Source organism: Streptomyces sp. NPDC004667 (assembly GCF_040609475.1).
Lineage (GTDB): Bacteria > Actinomycetota > Actinomycetes > Streptomycetales > Streptomycetaceae > Streptomyces.
Window position 1 is genome coordinate 44170 of record NZ_JBEXKC010000013.1, and the last position, 16215, is coordinate 60384.

Here is a 16215-nt window from a genome sequence, read left to right on the forward strand (position 1 = left end):
CATCGGATTCGGCACCGCCGACTCAGTTGCCAGGCAGTAATGCAGTCGCGCATTGCACTTCCTTTGCGCGCGTGCCAGTCCCAGCGGTCGGCGACCCCCGTGGCCCCTTTCGCACGGAGACCGCTGGACGGCAGATCAACGCGGCGGCCACACTTGACCCCTGACCATGACTGTTCATCACACACACCGGGGGCAAGGTGCCGCAGGAGGCGATCTCCGACCGTTACGAACTCCTCGAGGAGCTCAGCCACGGCGGCATGGGCGACGTGTGGCGCGGCTACGACGCCGTGCTCGACCGGCCCGTCGCTGTGAAGCTCATCCGGCAGGCATCGGTCACCTCCCCGCAACTGGCCGAGGAGTTCGCCAAGCGCTTCCGCCGCGAAGCCCGCATCACCGCACGCATCCAGCACCCCGGCGTGCCGCAGGTGTACGACGCGGTGCTCGACGCGTCGTACGAGCGGCTGTTCCTGGTGATGGAGCTCGTCGACGGTGTGCCCTTGTCGGCCTACCTGGGCCCCGGCCGTCCGCTGCCGGTCAGTTGGGCGGCCGCCGTCGCCGCGCAGGTCGCGACCGTACTGTCGTACGCGCACGAAGTCCCGGTGATCCACCGCGACCTCAAGCCGGGCAACATCCTCGTCGCACGCGACGGCACCGTGAAGGTCCTCGACTTCGGCATCGCCGCGATCCTGCGCACCGACGTCACCAAACTGACCGCCACGGGCAGCCCCATCGGCACCCACCAGTACATGTCGCCCGAGCAGGTGCGCGGCGGACGCATCACCCCGCAGACCGATCTGTACGCGCTGGGCTGCGTGCTGCATGAACTCCTCAGTGGACGAATCGCGTTCGAGGCGGACAGCGAGTACATGCTGATGTACCAGCACGTCAACGCCGCCCCCACCCCGCTGCGGCAGCTGCGGCCCGACGTCCCCGAGGCACTGGAGGAGCTGGTCCTGCACCTGCTGCGCAAGGCTCCCGAGGCACGGCCCGCCGACACGCAGGAGGTGTACGCGCGACTGCTGCCGTTCCTCCCTCCTCCGGGCCAGGAACCCGGCACGACGGACGCCGGGCCGGCCGGCGCGCCCGACCCGACGGGCGTCTTCCGTCGTCCTTTCGCACCCCGCGCCCGTGCCCAGTCGCCCGTACCTGATGATGTGCCGCCCACGGCCGTCTTCCCGGGGGCCCGGCCGGTGCCCGTTCCCGCCCAACTACGCGAGGACATCAAGGCGGCGTACGCCCATTCCGACGCTCTGCTGGAGGAGGAGCGGTTCGCTCAGGCCGCCGAGGTGCTCAGCGAAATCATCGAACCCGCGGCCCTCGCCCTCGGCTCCGAGAGCAAGGCCGTTCTGGCGCTGCGCCGCCAGCGAGCGGCCATCCGCCTCCTCGGCGGCGACTACCGGGCCGCCCTGCCCGAGTTCGAGGCCCTCTCCGACGCCTACGCTCGCATCGCCGGACCCACGGGCGAGCAGTCCCGCGCCTGCCGCGCCCAGGCGGCCCGGTGCCGCGCCGAACTGGGCCAGGTCACCGACGCGCTCGCCGCGCTCCAGGGCGTGCTGAACGTGGTGCGGGCCGTCGACAGTGACTTGAGCGAGGAAGCGGTGGAGCTGCGGCACAACATCGGGATTCTGCTGCTCGCCCAGGGCCAAGCCGCCGAAGCCCGGCAGGTCCTCGAACCGCTCCATCAGGACATGTGCATGGTGTTCGGCCCCGACGACGAGATGACCGTCGAGATCGCCGCGGCGCTGACCCTGATCCGCCTGGACCTCGACGGCGACGCTGCCAGGTAAGCCGCTCGTACACCTCGCAGGCTTGGCAAGGCCATCGCCTGGCGATCAAACAGCGCGCCATCCTCGCTGCAACGCTTGTGAGGTACGGAACACGCACACCTGCATCGAGGCCCTTCGGCTCCCCTGTGCCGGTCGCGTTGTTCGCGCGGCGTCCGGCCGTCACCCCGAGGCCCGGCGACCTCGCTCACCCAGCGCCGTCCAGTGCGCTCGAACCTTCGGCGGGCATCCCTTCCACCTCATCGCTGCGGTCCTTGGGAGCCCATGCAGGAGCAGACCGCGAAAGGCCGAAACCGAGGACGCGTATCGGCCGTTCAGGGCACCAGGGACAGGGCACGCCGAGGCTCCGATGCGGCCCGCTGGCCGCCGCCGACGACCATCGTCATGGTCAGGCCGAAGAGCATCTTGTTCATCTCGTCCGGCGTGAGGCTCAGCTCGGCGGCCACCGCCGCCGGTTTCATCCCCGTGGAGCGCAGGCCCTGGAAAACCTTGGTGAGCACCTGGGACGTCTCCCGCTTCTTCATGCCTGCGGGCTCCGCCTTGCGGTAGCCCCGCTGGCTCAGCTCGGTGCAGGCGGAACGGTACTGCCAGTCGGTGAGGAGTCCGAGGTCGTGCATGCGGTAGGTCAGGGCCATCGCGGACACGTTCCAGATGGCCTTGCCCTTGAGGATCTGATCGACGTGGGCCCCAGCCGGCATGTGGCCCAGCACGCTCGAAGCAGGCATGAGGAAGGCACTGGCGAAGTCGTTCGCCTGGCGCTCGGCCTCAGGACCGGCACACTCTCGGTCGCTGCCGTGCATAACGAGATGTCCGAGTTCGTGGGCGGCGTCGAAGCGGCTGCGCTCGGCGGACTTCATCGTGTTCAGGAAGACGAACGGGGTCCTCCCGCGCCAGACAGCAAAGGCGTCGACTTCCGCGTAGTCGGGCGCGAGCGAGAAGACTCGGACGCCGTACGCCTCCAGGAGGTGCACCATGTTGGGGGCTGGGGAGCTCCCCAGCCCCCACGCCGTGCGGACCATCTCGGCCGCGGTCTCGGGGTCGGGCTTGCCGAGAGAGGGAATGTCGGCAACCGGCAGACGGAAGCGTTCCTCGATCCAGTCATAGAGGAGCGCGGCCAGCGTGCCGGCGGCACGCGCGGCATCAAGAGTGCGGGCCGGAGTCCTGCTTCGAGCACGCCACGAGATGCCCTCAGCGGGCAGCTCGTCGAGCTCCGGACCGGTGAAGAAGTCTCCCGGGAAGCCGAGCGCGCCTGCGAGCCGCTCCACGGTGGTACGTCGGGGTGCCGTCCGGCCGGTCTCATAGTTGGACAGGCTCTGAAGCGAGACCCCCGCCAGTTGGGAAAGCTCGGCGAGCGTCAGGCCCCGGCGCTTTCGGGCCAGCGTGATGCGGGACGGGGTCACCATGGTGAGACTGCCTCGGGATCCGGATGGTGCGGGTGGGGCGGCCAGTATCGCGGCCACCCCACATGATGGGCCTCAGCGAAACTCGACGGAGATGTCGATCTCGTCGGGTCCATCTTCGTCCGACAGTTCGATTTCGTCCATCTCGATGACCGGCAGCAGTATCCGCTGCTCCCACTTCACGACGAACCCGCGATCGACCTGACCTGGCAGCGACAGCTCGCTGTGGATCCGCACCCCGCCCTCGGCCTTCACTCGGTACGAGACCAGGAACCAGGTCTTGAGTTTCAGGGCCTCGTCTTCATCGAGGAGGACTTCGTTCGGATCGACGGGCGGCGGAAAGAGCCCGAGCTGCACGTTGTGTTCGGCGGCGCGCTCCGTGGCGGCGCCCCTCTTGTGGAGGTTGGTGGGGTGGAGGCTCGCGCTACCGGTGGCCGCGTCGCCAACCATGGTGCCGATGGCGAGCGTCTTCTCCGGGTTGCAGACGAGTTCGAGATGGTCGTGAAGAAGCCGCTTCCACCCCTCGTGGCGGATGTGCGCTTCCCTCAGCATGCGCACGTGCTCCTGATAGGCGCGCGTCCCGGCAGTGTTCGCCGGATGGTTGGGGGTGGCCGTTCGCCGCGCCGCCTCGCCGGCATACAGAGGCGGGTGCAGGTACTCCAACTTCGTTCCCAGCGCCGCCAGCTGGGCATGGACGCCTTGGGACACGGAGCCTCCGATGATTGGGCAGGAAGTTATAAGGAGGCTACCGCAAACGAGGCGTCAGTTTTATAAGTTCTCCCTCCACGAGCCTTAAGATGATGCGTAGTTGACGCCCACCGAATGTTGCCGACCCAAGCACGGCTTCAGAGCACGCCACGGCCCGCTTGGTCGCCGGCCCGACCAAGGAACCCTGTGACTCAGCAGACCAACGGCCCCTCCCAGGAACTCAGGCCGGCGTTCGACTCGATGACCCTGCTGGTCGCGGCGGTCATCGTCCACGACCGGACCGCCCATCGCGTCGCGCTCCTCCAGCGCGGCAAGAACGCCAAGTTCGGCCCGGGCATGTGGGACCTACCTGGCGGCAAGAGCGAGCCCGGCGAACCCATCACCGAAACCGCGGTCCGCGAGCTCTACGAGGAGACCGGACTCACGGTGAAAGCCGACTCGCTCGAGGTCGTTCACGTCATCCACGGCGCCTGGGGCGTCGAGGCTCCCAACGGTTACCTAGCGGTCGTCTTCGCCACTCACGAGTGGACCGGCGAGCCCGAGAACCGCGAGCCCCACAAGCACTCCCAGGTCCGCTGGGCCCATGTCGATGATCTGCCGGGCGAATTCGTCCACACGTCGGGCAATGCCCTACTAGCCTTCCTGCACGGCGGCCCCCAGGTCACGCTCCGAGGGTGGTCGTAGACCCTGGAGGCAGGAGAGAGCGATGTCCGATTCACCTTGGGACGCCGCGCTGTCGCCCATGAAGCCGTTCCACCCCTTCAATGACGTCGGCGAGCCGGTCGGTCTGCACCACGGGCAGGTCGGCGGTGTGCCGGACACGGAGGTGCCCGGTGAGGTGAGTCCCTGCGGTGCGTAGACAGCGGCCGGCCCCTGAAGAGCGACAGCGAGCGCGCCTTCCACCGGGCCGAGCACCTCCAGCAGATCCCGCAAGACACCTCCGAGTCGGTCCACAGCCAGTTCGACCCCAGCCGCTGGAGTCGCCGCATGATCGCCTACGGCGTCGAGCGTCAGAAGATCTCCGTACTGGGCTTCGCCCCCTCGCGGAACGCCACCAGCCACCGGATCCGCCTTGAGGCCCGCAGCAACGCCAACAGAGCTCCGCACCGCCTGACTCGCGCCTCACCCCGATGACGGCCGCACCCACCCCAGGGTGCAGCCGTCGCACCATTTGCGCCCCCACAGGGAGCAAGCAGCCAGAACGGACGTCCGGGCCGCCCCTCCCAGGCTCCGCAGCGCGCCCAGCCTCCGCGCCCACCACCCCAGGCGCTCAGAATCCCCAGGTCACGACCACGGCGTCGCCTCAGCCCCGTTCCTGCCACAATCCATGCGACCACTCCCAGCACGATCCGCTACGCTGTCAGCGGTCAGTCGACTACCAGGCGTGTGCCGGGGAAAGTGTCCGCGAGGACACCTCCGACCCGGGCGGGCGCACGTCATCTGACCAGCACGCTTGTCGAAGCGGATCGGGTGATCCCTCTGGGGTTTCCGGCAACGTTTCCGGCAAGGCCCCGCCTTCGTAGCTCAGGGGATAGAGCACCGCTCTCCTAAAGCGGGTGTCGCAGGTTCGAATCCTGCCGGGGGCACCAGAGAGAACGGCCCGGAGCGATCACGCTCCGGGCCGTTCTGCTGCGCTAGGGGGTGGCGAGGGCGCGGGCGATCGGGGTCCCGGTGCGTCGGGCGTACGTGAGCCGTTCGCGCACCTCGCGCAGGGTCCGGGGCCGGTAGCCGGGTCCGCAGCCGCAGCAGCCCTGCCGGAAGTCCAGTCCGGCGTGGAGCAGGACGGAGACGACCCTCCAGGCGTCCCGGTCCCGCTGCGGCGGGGCCTCGAAGGCGTCACCGGCGAGGAGCATCTCCCGACGGCATCCCGGGCAGCGGTACGTCCGCGGCTCGGAGTGCTTGAAGGAGACGCGGCACGAAAGGCAGACGTACGCGGAGCGGTGCGGCATCCGGCCACTGTCCGTCGCCGGGCCGGTGCACCGCCACCGGATTTCCCGTGCGCCGACCGCCCCGGCGGCCCCTCTCCTCGCCCGCCGTGATTAACAGAATTAATTCTGCGGTTTTAGTCGGACGGTAAGGTCTGTCGCCTTTTTGTTCGACGGAATTCAAGCCAGCGCGAGCGGCAAGGTGACCGGAACGACACTGGGCCGGTGGGGCGTTCCGCTTTTAGTGTTCTCGCCCATGGAGCTCACCATTGATGCGATTGTCGGTGGAGTCGCGCTCGACGGCGGCGTCAAGGCAATCTCGATGCGGCTCATCAAGCAGTGCGCGGCCCCGGATCGCAACCGGCTCAGTGCCGATCTGAGTCATCAGATCACCCGGGAACTCGAAAGCCTCGGGTTGGTCACCTTCCCCCGGCGGCTCCCCACGTCCGAGAACGCGACTGTCTGGGTCATGGCCGCCGGTCATCCGCTGGCCCAGGTGGTGCTGATCGCCTCCGCCTACGCGTCCCTCGACCGGAGCGGCCGGAATCCGCTGCCCGAACTGTTCGAGAAGTACGCCCTCGCGCGAGACGGACTGCTGTGATCCGACCGGCGCGGCACGCCGGATCGAGCGGATTCCAGAGTTGAGTTAAGAGCTTGAATCTTTAGGTGTTAAGTAACTTCGGAGGTCACCTGCCCATGCCCGTGAACACCCCCCAGTCCCTCACCGTCACCTGGGGCTCCGAGACGGTCATCGTCTCCAGCATCGATCGCGACCTCCCGGCTCCGGGCGAGCCCTCCGCGCGGGGGGAGGCCATCGCCGCCGGTGCCGCCAACCCGCAGACCCTGCTGCCCGACGGGGCCTGGCGGGCCATAGCGCGGGCGACCACGGTGCCCGAGGGCATCGCCCTGCAGCTGCGCCCGTCCACGGGGGATCCGGGCGGGCTGCTGCTGGAGGAGAACGTCGAGGGCGCCACGCTGCGTTCGGTGGTGACGCGGGTGCACCTGAGCGAACTGCTGCCGGGCATCCAGCCCCGGACCGGCATGGAGGTCAACGAGGTACCCGACCCGCAGGTGGAGGGGCTGACGCGGGCCGGGCGGCCGTGCGCCGTCGTGCGCTACCGGTACAAGGACTTCGGCCACCTGAAGGACCACGTCTGGCAGACCCTGCACGGCACCCTGTCGATCAACAGTTACGCCTCCTCCATCCTGGCCCGGAAGGTGACCAGGAGCCTGATCACGCACCCGGTCGAGATCACCTTCGAGGACGGCACCCCGTCCTTCCACGGCCTGGTCGTCCGCGACGGCATCACCCGGCTGGCCAGCGCCTGGAACGTCCTCGCCGGCCCGGACGCCGACGCCGCCAGGACGGCGGAGCACGCGGTCGGCTCGCTCTTCGGCGGCGTCCGCCCGGACGCCGGTGAGGCCGCCCCCGCGCTCGACGAGCGGCTCGCCGAGCACCGGGAGCAGTGGCGTGAGGGCATCCGCAAGGAGTTCGCGCACGAGATGGGCCTCCTGGAACCCGGACTGCGGGCCGCGCAGATCGCCCAGACGTTCGTGGTGCCCGCGCAGATCGCGGTGGGAGCCCAGCACCACCCCGGCCACCCGCTGGCCCCGGAGGACCTCTTCGACGACGCGATCCGCTCGATCCTGGCGAGCGTCCACGTCGACTTCAAGGTGTGGGACGACGCGGCCCAGCACGTCGAGGTCATCACCCGCGCCCTCAAGCGGGTCATCCAGCAGGGCGATTCGCCGGTCCCGGCCGAAGACCTCCAGGCCGTCTACGGGCTCGCCGTCGGCCGGACCTCGCCCGACGAGCTGCCCACCGCGTTCCGCGACCGGACCATCCCCGGCACCCCGCTGTGGCGCAGCGTCTACCTGGTCCACGCGCTCACCCGGGCCGGGCTGTTCGAGCAGCTGAAGGACCAGGCCAAGGCCATCAAGGGCGGTCGGCGGATGGCGCTGAAGGGGTTCGCGGAGCTCCTGGGGCCGCTGGTCGACCTGCCGTGGCGCAGTCACAAGCGGGCCGTGACCAAGCAGGCCCGGAACGCGTGGAGCAACGGCGGTGTCCTCACCAACGACGTGATGCTGGACTGGGACCCCGTCCCCACCGGCGACTTCACCTCGCTGATCGGGCCGGCCTCGCGGGGGGACCTGAACGCGCGCTGCACCCTGGCCGTCGCCGGAGGCATCGCCCTGATCGCGGACAAGCTGCTGACGCGCAACGTCGGTTCGGCGCTGGGCGCCCCGAAGGAGAAGGGCGGGGTCCCCTTCCGCTCGGACGTGAACCAGGTGGTCCAGGACCTGTCCCGGCAGGACAACGAGCTGGGGCTGTGGACCCTCGCGCTGGCGGCGAACGGCTTCCGGGGCGACGCCCTGCCCGAGAACGCCGTCACCCTGCGCCAGCTGATCCGCAAGGATCCGGACGCCGGGGCCCCGGGCCGGACGTACGTCCATTTCAGGGCGGACCTCGCGCAGCCCGACCGGATCGCCCGGGACGAGAACGGGGTCCCGGAGCAGCTGTACCAGTGGGACGTGGTCGCCGCGTCCGACGAGGCGCGGGCGAGGGCGGCGGCCCCGGCGGGTACCGGCTCGCCGGGCGCACCCGTCGGCGTACCCGTCGGCGCACCCGTAGGCGGACCCGTCGACGCCTCCGCCGCGTCGCCGGAGGGCACGGCGGACGGGGCCGGTGGGCAGGGCGCCGCGGCCGTCTTCCTGGCGCCCGCGGGCGTGGACGGCCGGCCCGCGAGCCGGCGGGCCGCCGACGACCGCAACGTCCTGCGCACGAGCCTCTCGGCCGCCCACGACGCGCTGGAGCGGCTCAAGCTGCTGGAGCCCGAGGTGGGCGCCCACACCCCGGTGATCCCGCTGCCCGCCCTCGAAGAGCTGAACCGGATCCTGGTCGGCCTCAGCGCCGACATCGAGTACCTGCGGCGGCGGATCGAGGACCTGCACGAGGACGACGCGGAGGAGGGAGAGGAGGGAGAGGACGGCCAGGAGGGCTAGGGCGGCCAAAAGGCCAGGAGGGCCGGTACGGCCCGGGTGGGGGGGAGCGGCGGCCCTGGTCAGGAGGGACGGAAGCCCTCCCGGCCGGGCCGGGAGGGCGAAGTGCGTCATGACCGGGGCAGGGGGCGCGTCAGGCAGCGCCGGTCAGCTGAGGCCTCTGCTGCGCTCGCCGATCCGGTCGCCCTGGGGAGTACCGGCCCGCTTCAGGGACGCCTTGGTGTGGACCCCGCCCTTGACTTTGGTCCGGACCGGACCCTCGAAGCCGTGACCACCCGGTGCGTGGGGCAGCTGGAGGCGTTCCGACGCCTTCGCGATCGCCGCCTGGACGTCCTGCTTCTGCTCTTTGCTCATCCCGTCGTCAACTCCCTCGGGAAGCACCCAATCGGACTACTGGGATCGTATGCAGATATACGGACCAATGCACCCGGACCATGCGTAAAGAATGCTGGATCAAGGCCGTGGCGCGGCCGGCCGCTTCGGGCTGCCCACGGTGGCCCGGATCAGCTCCTCCGGGCAGGGCGTACCCCGCGGGAGCTGGTACTTCGCCGCCACCCGGTACTCCCCCGGCGCCGGCGCCAGCAGCTCCGTCCAGGTGTCCCCGGCGGCGTCGGGGGCCGCCTTGAAGAGGCACCCGGACGTGTTGGCGTACTCCTTGGGCGGTGTGCCCGTCCCGGCCGCGGCGGTACCCCGGGCCTTGGACGCGGGGGTCTCCCGCGGGGGCTCGACCGCCTTGCCCCGTGCGTCCACCAGGCCCAGCCAGGGCGAGTGGGGGATCCGTACGAGGACCCGGCCGGGGGCCTTGACGTCGATGACCAGCTGATCGGCGCCCGCCCGCACCACGTCGGCCGGTCCGGACACCAGGTCCGTCGGGTCGGCCACCCGGAACAGCCGCCAGTTCTCGTCGCCCCACACCTCGTGGAGGTACGGGAGTCCCGCGTGCACCAGCTTCGCCTCGGCCTCCCCGCCCGAGTCGGGTGTGTCGGCGGGCAGCACCACGTAGTGGACGGCCCAGCGCTCCAGCCAGGCCCGGTAGCGGTCGGCGGTGAGGGTGCCGTCGTAGAAGAGCGGGTTGCGCTCCAGGTCCGCCTGCCGGTTCCAGCCGCGCGCGAGGTTGACGTACGCGGGGAACGCCGAGGATTCGCGGTGGCTGCTGGCGGGGACCACCTCGACCCGGCCCCGGTCGGCACCCTCCTTGCCGAGCCGGTCGATCAGCGGGGCCAGCTCCCGGTTCCAGGCGGCCACCGGGGTGGTACGGACGATGTCGGTGACGCTGTTGGTGGTGATCCAGGCGGTCAGCCCCACGAAGGCCGCCAGCACCGCGTACCGGCGCCGCGAGCGGGGGGCGGTGTACGGGAGGGCGGCGAGCAGCACCGCACCGCCGAAGAGCATGACCAGCCGGGTCACGTTCGAGCCGACCTGGGAGTCGATCGCCCAGGTCAGGAACACCCCGAAGGTGTAGACGGCGGAAGCGATCCGGACCGTCTTCCATCCCTTGGGCACCAGGAAGACGAGGGACAGGCCGAAGAGGAAGGGCAGCCAGGCCGAGCCCAGCTTCATCGGCTGCGTACCGGAGAAGGGGAACAGCCAGGCCGACAGCCCCACGACGGCCACCGGGGCCAGACCCAGGGCGTACGCGCCCGGCCGCCGCCCGCTCAGGAAGAGCGCGGCCGCGATCACCCCGAGGAACAGCCCCGCGACCGGGCTCGCCGCGGTCGCCAGCCCGGCGAGCGGCGCGGCGACGGCGGCCTTGGCCCAGCGTCGCCGGGCCCACCTGCGGGGCCAGCAGAAGACGGCGGCGACGGCCCCGAGCGCGAACAGCACCCCGAGCCCGAAGGTGACCCGGCCCGACAGGGCGTTGCACAGCAGCCCGTAGACCCCGGCCAGGGCCGGCCACAGGGGGCGGCGGACGGCGCCCCGGCAACGGGTCAGGATCAGCGCGAGGAGCCCCGCCGAACAGGTGCCGGCGATCATCATCGTGGTCCGGACGCCGATCATGTGCATGACGTACGGGGACACGATGCTGTACGAGACCGGGTGCATGCCCCCGTACCAGGCGAGGTTGTACGCGGTGTCGGGGTGCCGGCCGACGAACTCCGCCCACGCGTCCTGCGCCGCCAGGTCCCCGCCGCTGTTGGCGAAGCTGAAGAACCACACCACGTGCAGGACGGCGGCCACGGCGACGGCCACGGCCACCGGGTTCCGGTGCGCCCGTGCGAGCAGGCCGGCGCCTATGCCGCCCGGCCCGGGGGACGCCCCGGCCGGCTCCTGTCCCTGCCCGTGCTGCTCATGCTGCTCAGCGGTGGTCACAACCGACGCTCTCTCCCCGACACGACACGTGAGTCCCGCCCCGGCACCCTAGACGCGCCGCGGCGCCCCGGGGTTGCCCGGGGCGCCGCGGCGACGCACCTGCGATCGGATCAGCCGATACGGGTCAGCTTGCTGCCGGCGCCCGGCGCGACCAGGTCCCGCTGGAGCGCCACGGGCACCTTCACCTGGCTGGCCCCCTCGCCGACGGTCAGCACCCCGACCTGGGTTCCGGCCTTGGCCGTCTCCGGGATCTTGGTGCCGCCGTCGCCGAGCTTGAGGGCGACGGTCAGCGAGGACCAGCCGATGGCCTGGACGTCGGCGGTGGCCACGACCGGGGTGCGGCCGCCGAGGCCGTCGTCCACGTACCCGACGACATCGCCCTTCTTCACGACGGTCGCGCCCTCGATGGCCTTCTGGGTGGGGATCAGCAGCGTCCGGCTCGCGGCGATGACGCTGTCGATGATCGGCGGCTTGTGCTGGCCGAGGACGGCCCCGACGATCAGCTGGTTGGTGTCGCCGACCTTCTTGTAGGCGGCGAAGAGCAGGTTCCCGCCGGCCTTGGTCGTCGTACCGGTCTTGATGCCGAGGGACTCGTTGAACGGGACCAGGCGGTTCCAGTTCGGCCACGTCTTGCCGGTCTGGTCGGTCCAGCTGGGCATGCGGGTGATGTCCACCAGCGCCGGGATCTCGACGATCTTCAGACCGAGCTTCACCTGGTCCTCGGCGGTGCTGACCGTGGTCGCGTCCAGGCCCGAGGGGTCGGTGTAGGTGGTGTTCGTCATGCCGAGTTCCTTGGCGGTGTCGTTCATCTTCTTGACGAACGCCTCCTGGGAACCGGAGTCCCAGCGCGCGAGGAGCCGCGCGATGTTGTTGGCCGACGGGATCATGAGGGCGGCGATCGCGTCGTACTCCGAGATCTTCTCGCCCTCCTTGACCGTGTTGAGGGTGGACTCGTTGTCCGACTTGTCCTTCTGGCCCTCGGTCTCGGCGGTCTTGTCGATGTCGATCATCGCGCCCTTCTCCCCCTTCTTGAAGGGGTGGTCGCGCAGGATGATGTACGCCGTCATCGACTTGGTGACACTGGCGATCGGCACGGGCTTCTGCTCACCGGACGAGCCGATGGTGCCGAGCCCGGCGGCGGCCATGGAGGCCTGCCCCTCGGTGGGCCAGGGCAGATCGGGCTTCCCGCCCGGGAAGGTGTACGCGGCCTTCGCGGTCATCGCCAGCTTCGGCGCGGGCAGCGGGCGCACCAGCTGCGCGACGGCGAGCAGGACGGCCAGGAGCAGCACGATCGGCGCGTAGATCTTGAACCGCCGGACCGTGGTGCGCAGGGGGCTCGGCGGCGGGGGCGGGTTGTTGGTGAGGTCCGCCAGCATGTCGAGCGGCGGGCGCGGGGGCAGCGGCTGCTGGGTGGTGCGCTCGCTGGAGTCCAGCCGGCCGGCCGCCGCCGGCGGGGCCGGGGGCGTCGCGAACGGCTTGGGGGCGGCGGGTGCGGGCTTCGGCGTCGCGGGCGCGGGCGTCGCGGGCTTCGGCGGGGCCGGCTGGTCGTCTCCGCGCAGCGGCACGAAGGTGCTGGAGCGCGCCCCGCCCTGCGCGGCGTCCGCGGGCTTCTTCTGCTCGGCCGGGGCGGAGCCCGGCTTGACGGCCCGGAAGACGGCCGTGCGCTCACTGTCGCCGTCGGCCGCGCCGCCCGCCCCGCCCGCGCCGCCCGCCTTCCGGGCGTCGGCCGGCTTGGCCCCGCGGGGGTCCTGCGCGGGCTTCTTGTCCTCCACGGAAGCGGAACCGGAGCCGGAGCCGGAGCCGGAACCCGAGCCCGAGCCCGGCTTCACCGTGCGGAACACGGCGGTGCGCTCGCTGTCCGCAGCGGCGGGCTTCCCGGCCCTGTCCGCCGGGTCTGTGGGGGCCGCCTCGCCGGCCTTGTCCGCAGCATCGACCTTGTCGGCCCCGTCAGCCTTCCCGGCGTCGGCCGGCCCGGCCCCGCGCGGGTCCTGCGCGGGCTTCTTGTCCTCCGCCGGAGCGGAACCGGGCTTCACGGTACGGAAGACGGCCGTACGCTCGCCGTCGCCCTTCCCGGGCCCGTCGGCGGGCTTCTTGTCCTGCGCCGAACCGGAATCGGGCACGACGACGCCGAACGCGGTGGTCCGTACGTCCGCGGACGGCTTCTTCGGCTCCGCACCGCGCGGATCGGCCGCCGGCTTCCCTTCCTCCACGGAGGAAGACCCCGGCTTCACCGTACGGAAGACGGCCGTACGCTCCCCGTCGCCCTTGCCGGCCCCGCCGGCGGGCTTCTGCGGCTCTCCGCCGCGCGGGTCCTGTGCGGGCTTCTTGTCCTCGGTCGAAGCGGAATCCGTCTTCAGCGTGCGGAAGACGGCCGTGCGCTCGCCGTCACCCTTCCCGGGCCCGTCGGCGGGCTTCTCGTCCTGCGCCGAACCGGAATCGGAATCGGGCACGACGACGCCGAACGCGGTGGTCCGCACGTCCGCGGACGGCTTCTTCGGGCCGCCGGAGGTCTCCGAGGGGGCCGAGCCCTGGCGGACCACTCCGGGCGCGGCCGGCTTCGCGGGGGCCGCCGGAGCGGGGGACGGCTCCGCGACGGTGGCCGCCTTGCCCGCGCCGGTCCCGGCGCCCGGGCCGGAACCCGAGTCCGGGCCGGAACCCGAGTCCGGGTCCGACTCCGTACCCCCGCCGCCGCCGTCACCGTCCGTGTCGGCTTCCGCGTTCGCGTCCGCGTCGGCGGGCCGGTCCGCCGGGCCCGTCGGCTCGGCGGTCGCGACCCATGCGGCCACGGCCTCCTTCAGCGGGTCGCGCCGCGGCGGCGGCTGGAAGACCGAGAGCCTCGGGTCCTGTTCCGCGGAGGAGGACTTCGCCGTTCCCGACGTTCCTTCATCTACCGACTTGTCGGGGGACTCGCCCGCCACCGTTCCTCCTCGATCGCCGTCCGGTCGCTGTCCGAACCGTCTAACAGTGTCCCGTCTAGGGGGCATCGCCCCTGTGCTAGACGAGAACGACATAGCTGCAGGTTCCCCCGCAAAGCGGCCAGGCGCTCTCGACAGATGAATGTGAGAGGCGTCACCCTGTCACTCATCCACGCGGGGAGGCATGGATGGGCAGGAGCCGCAGAACAATTCCAGAGGAGCTTCTGCTGCTCGCCTTGGACCCGGCCACGGGAACCACGGCGCAGCCGCAGTCGCTCGACCTCGGCCTGGCCGGGGCACAGCTAGTGGAGCTGGCTCTGGCAGGACGGATAGCCCCTGACGGGGATCGTATCGCCGTGGTGATGCCACGGCCGACAGGAGATCCGACTTTGGACTCCGCACTGGAACTGCTGCGCAGGCGCGGCAGCCCGGTCCGGGCCGTCCACTGGATCGGCGGACCCCGGCTGGGGCTCCGCCAGATTTACCTCGCCCATCTGGAGCGCTGCGGCATGGTGCATGCCGTCGCGGGACAGATGTGCGGGGTGTTGCCGACGACTCGCTACCAGGCGACCGACACGGCGATCAGCCGGGAGATCCGTGCCCGGCTCGACAGTGCGATCCGCACCGGTGTACCCCCGGACCCGCGGACCGCGGCGCTCGCCGCACTGGCCCACGCGGTCGGACTCGGCAAGCACCTGTACCCCGGCAACGAGGGGCGGTCGTCACGGTCCCGGCTGCGGGACCTGATCCGGCACGACCCGATGGGCGGTCTCGTGGCGCACGCCGTGATGGACGTCCAGAACGGCGTGGCCGCCCAGCCGCGCCGCGACCGGGCTCCGGCCCAGCCGCCCGCCGCCCGGGCCACGGCGAGCAGCGGTGTGCCGCTGCAGCCGCGCCGGACGGGTGCGATGGCACGGGCGGCAGCGCACTAGGGACGGACCCGCAACACCCGTACAGGCAGCACGCACAGGCCCCGTGACACCCCTTGATCCGCCGCACGGGGCACAGATCGCCGCGACCGGAGGTCCCCCAAGGACCGGCGCGGAAGCCGCCCGCACGCGGGGTGGCGTGACCGGTGAGCCGGTCCCGCCACCCCGCGTGTCTGCTTTTCCCAGCCGTTCCCCAGCGCCGTCGCACCCTTCGGTGGCAGTCTGCTGAACAGCAGACACGCAGAGAGACCACGACAGAAGAAGGCGGAGGTGCCGTATCCGTGGCGTCCAATGTCAATCCCACCGTCCGACGCCGCCGACTGGGCATGGAATTGCGCAAGCTGCGCGAGGACAAGGGCATGACGGCCGAACAGGTCGCCGAACGCCTCCTCGTCTCCCAGTCGAAGATCAGTCGGCTGGAGAACGGCCGCCGGTCCATCAGCCAGCGTGACGTCCGCGACCTGTGCGAGGTGTACGAGGTCGAGGACCCCCGGCTCGTGGACTCGCTCATGCAGATGGCCAAGGACTCCCGCCAGCAGGGCTGGTGGCACGCCTTCGGGGACATCCCGTACAGCGTGTACATCGGGCTGGAGACCGACGCGGCCAGCCTGCGCACCTACGAACCGCAGATGGTCCCCGGTCTGCTCCAGACCCCGGAGTACGCCCAGGCCCTCATCCGCGGGGCGCTGCCGGAGACGGCGCCCGCCGACGTGGACAAGCGCGTCCAGGTCCGCATGCACCGCCAGAAGCGGCTCTCGGAGACGGACAACAACAATCCCGACGTCGGGCCGCTGCGCCTGTGGGCGGTGATCGACGAGGCGGCGCTGCGCCGGCACGTGGGCGATCCGCAGTTGATGATCCGGCAGCTGGAGTACCTGATAGAGCAGTCGCAGCAGCCGTACATCACGGTGCAGGTGATGCCGTTCTCGATGGGCGCGCACCCCGGTGTGAACGGGCAGTACGCCATTCTGGAATTTCCGGACGCCTCCGACTCGACGGTCGTCTACATCGAGGGCGTCACGAGCGATTTGTACCTGGAGAAGGCCAACGACGTTCAGAAATACAGCGTGATGTACGAGCACCTGCGTGCCCAGGCCCTCAATGTCGACCAGACCAGGCAGTTCATCGGCGAGATCATCGACCACTACGCGGGCAAGACGGGAAAGTGAACCCGGTGACCTGACGGTCCGAGGGCCTGATGCGGCGAGGGGGCCGGTACCGTACACCGTCGGTCCCCGGCCGGA

The 16215-nt window shown here is 70.8% G+C and carries 14 protein-coding genes and 1 tRNA gene; 9 read left to right on the forward strand and 6 right to left on the reverse strand.

Features of this window, described 5'->3' with window-relative positions:
- Positions 1 to 197: 197 nt before the first annotated feature.
- Positions 198 to 1787, forward strand: a complete 1590-nt coding sequence (locus ABZW32_RS10015) for a protein kinase (RefSeq protein ID WP_356213770.1) — start codon at positions 198 to 200, stop codon at positions 1785 to 1787.
- A gap of 311 nt (positions 1788 to 2098) precedes the next feature.
- On the opposite strand, the gene ABZW32_RS10020 is transcribed toward ABZW32_RS10015, so the two are convergent.
- Both ABZW32_RS10020 and ABZW32_RS10025 read right to left on the reverse strand, forming a co-directional pair.
- Positions 2099 to 3187: an XRE family transcriptional regulator gene (locus ABZW32_RS10020; RefSeq protein ID WP_356213772.1), complete on the reverse strand. Its 1089-nt coding sequence runs from the start codon at positions 3185 to 3187 to the stop codon at positions 2099 to 2101.
- Positions 3188 to 3259: 72 nt separating this feature from the next.
- Positions 3260 to 3892, reverse strand: a complete 633-nt coding sequence (locus tag ABZW32_RS10025) for a hypothetical protein (protein WP_356213774.1) — start codon at positions 3890 to 3892, stop codon at positions 3260 to 3262.
- A 186-nt stretch (positions 3893 to 4078) separates the two neighbouring features.
- Here ABZW32_RS10025 and ABZW32_RS10030 point away from each other — a divergent pair, with 186 nt between their 5' ends.
- The 4 genes from ABZW32_RS10030 to ABZW32_RS10045 all read left to right on the forward strand — a co-directional run bounded on the left by ABZW32_RS10030 (position 4079) and on the right by ABZW32_RS10045 (position 5481).
- Positions 4079 to 4576, forward strand: coding sequence for an NUDIX domain-containing protein (locus ABZW32_RS10030; protein ID WP_356213776.1), 498 nt, complete (start codon positions 4079 to 4081; stop codon positions 4574 to 4576).
- A 22-nt stretch (positions 4577 to 4598) separates the two neighbouring features.
- On the forward strand, positions 4599 to 4751 hold the full coding sequence (locus ABZW32_RS10035) for a hypothetical protein (RefSeq protein WP_356213778.1): 153 nt from the start codon (positions 4599 to 4601) through the stop codon (positions 4749 to 4751).
- Positions 4752 to 4879: 128 nt separating this feature from the next.
- The gene (locus ABZW32_RS10040) at positions 4880 to 5026 is read left to right on the forward strand and encodes a hypothetical protein (protein ID WP_356213780.1); all 147 of its coding nucleotides are present in this window, start codon (positions 4880 to 4882) and stop codon (positions 5024 to 5026) included.
- Positions 5027 to 5405: 379 nt separating this feature from the next.
- A tRNA-Arg gene (locus ABZW32_RS10045) sits at positions 5406 to 5481 on the forward strand.
- A gap of 45 nt (positions 5482 to 5526) precedes the next feature.
- On the opposite strand, the gene ABZW32_RS10050 is transcribed toward ABZW32_RS10045, so the two are convergent.
- Positions 5527 to 5841, reverse strand: coding sequence for a deoxyxylulose-5-phosphate synthase (locus ABZW32_RS10050; RefSeq protein ID WP_356213782.1), 315 nt, complete (start codon positions 5839 to 5841; stop codon positions 5527 to 5529).
- Between the two features lie 232 nt (positions 5842 to 6073).
- Between ABZW32_RS10050 and ABZW32_RS10055 the strand changes: the two genes are divergently transcribed.
- Together ABZW32_RS10055 and ABZW32_RS10060 are read left to right on the forward strand one after the other, a co-directional pair.
- Positions 6074 to 6418, forward strand: coding sequence for a hypothetical protein (locus ABZW32_RS10055; protein WP_356213784.1), 345 nt, complete (start codon positions 6074 to 6076; stop codon positions 6416 to 6418).
- Between the two features lie 95 nt (positions 6419 to 6513).
- Positions 6514 to 8820, forward strand: a complete 2307-nt coding sequence (locus ABZW32_RS10060; protein WP_356213786.1) for a hypothetical protein — start codon at positions 6514 to 6516, stop codon at positions 8818 to 8820.
- Between the two features lie 144 nt (positions 8821 to 8964).
- On the opposite strand, the gene ABZW32_RS10065 is transcribed toward ABZW32_RS10060, so the two are convergent.
- The 3 genes from ABZW32_RS10065 to ABZW32_RS10075 form a co-directional block, all read right to left on the reverse strand.
- The gene (locus ABZW32_RS10065) at positions 8965 to 9171 is read right to left on the reverse strand and encodes a hypothetical protein (protein ID WP_356213788.1); all 207 of its coding nucleotides are present in this window, start codon (positions 9169 to 9171) and stop codon (positions 8965 to 8967) included.
- A 99-nt stretch (positions 9172 to 9270) separates the two neighbouring features.
- A complete protein-coding gene (locus ABZW32_RS10070; RefSeq protein WP_356213946.1) occupies positions 9271 to 11052 on the reverse strand; it encodes an MFS transporter in 1782 nt (593 codons plus the stop codon).
- Between the two features lie 185 nt (positions 11053 to 11237).
- Positions 11238 to 14045, reverse strand: coding sequence for a hypothetical protein (locus ABZW32_RS10075; RefSeq protein ID WP_356213790.1), 2808 nt, complete (start codon positions 14043 to 14045; stop codon positions 11238 to 11240).
- A 185-nt stretch (positions 14046 to 14230) separates the two neighbouring features.
- Between ABZW32_RS10075 and ABZW32_RS10080 the strand changes: the two genes are divergently transcribed.
- Positions 14231 to 14974 (forward strand): GPP34 family phosphoprotein, encoded by a 744-nt coding sequence (locus tag ABZW32_RS10080; protein ID WP_030232012.1) that lies wholly within the window; start codon positions 14231 to 14233, stop codon positions 14972 to 14974.
- A 278-nt stretch (positions 14975 to 15252) separates the two neighbouring features.
- Positions 15253 to 16140, forward strand: a complete 888-nt coding sequence (locus tag ABZW32_RS10085) for a helix-turn-helix transcriptional regulator (protein ID WP_356213792.1) — start codon at positions 15253 to 15255, stop codon at positions 16138 to 16140.
- Positions 16141 to 16215 lie beyond the last annotated feature (75 nt).

Excerpts from the sequence above, each read along its gene's own strand:
- ABZW32_RS10080 (WP_030232012.1), top strand. The coding sequence starts at position 14,231 with ATGGGCAGGAGCCGCAGAACAATTCCAGAGGAGCTTCTGCTGCTCGCC.
- ABZW32_RS10055 (WP_356213784.1), top strand. The coding sequence starts at position 6,074 with ATGGAGCTCACCATTGATGCGATTGTCGGTGGAGTCGCGCTCGACGGC.
- ABZW32_RS10040 (WP_356213780.1), top strand. The coding sequence starts at position 4,880 with ATGATCGCCTACGGCGTCGAGCGTCAGAAGATCTCCGTACTGGGCTTC.
- ABZW32_RS10065 (WP_356213788.1), bottom strand. The coding sequence starts at position 9,171 with ATGAGCAAAGAGCAGAAGCAGGACGTCCAGGCGGCGATCGCGAAGGCG.
- ABZW32_RS10050 (WP_356213782.1), bottom strand. The coding sequence starts at position 5,841 with ATGCCGCACCGCTCCGCGTACGTCTGCCTTTCGTGCCGCGTCTCCTTC.
- ABZW32_RS10020 (WP_356213772.1), bottom strand. The coding sequence starts at position 3,187 with ATGGTGACCCCGTCCCGCATCACGCTGGCCCGAAAGCGCCGGGGCCTG.
- ABZW32_RS10035 (WP_356213778.1), top strand. The coding sequence starts at position 4,599 with ATGTCCGATTCACCTTGGGACGCCGCGCTGTCGCCCATGAAGCCGTTC.
- ABZW32_RS10060 (WP_356213786.1), top strand. The coding sequence starts at position 6,514 with ATGCCCGTGAACACCCCCCAGTCCCTCACCGTCACCTGGGGCTCCGAG.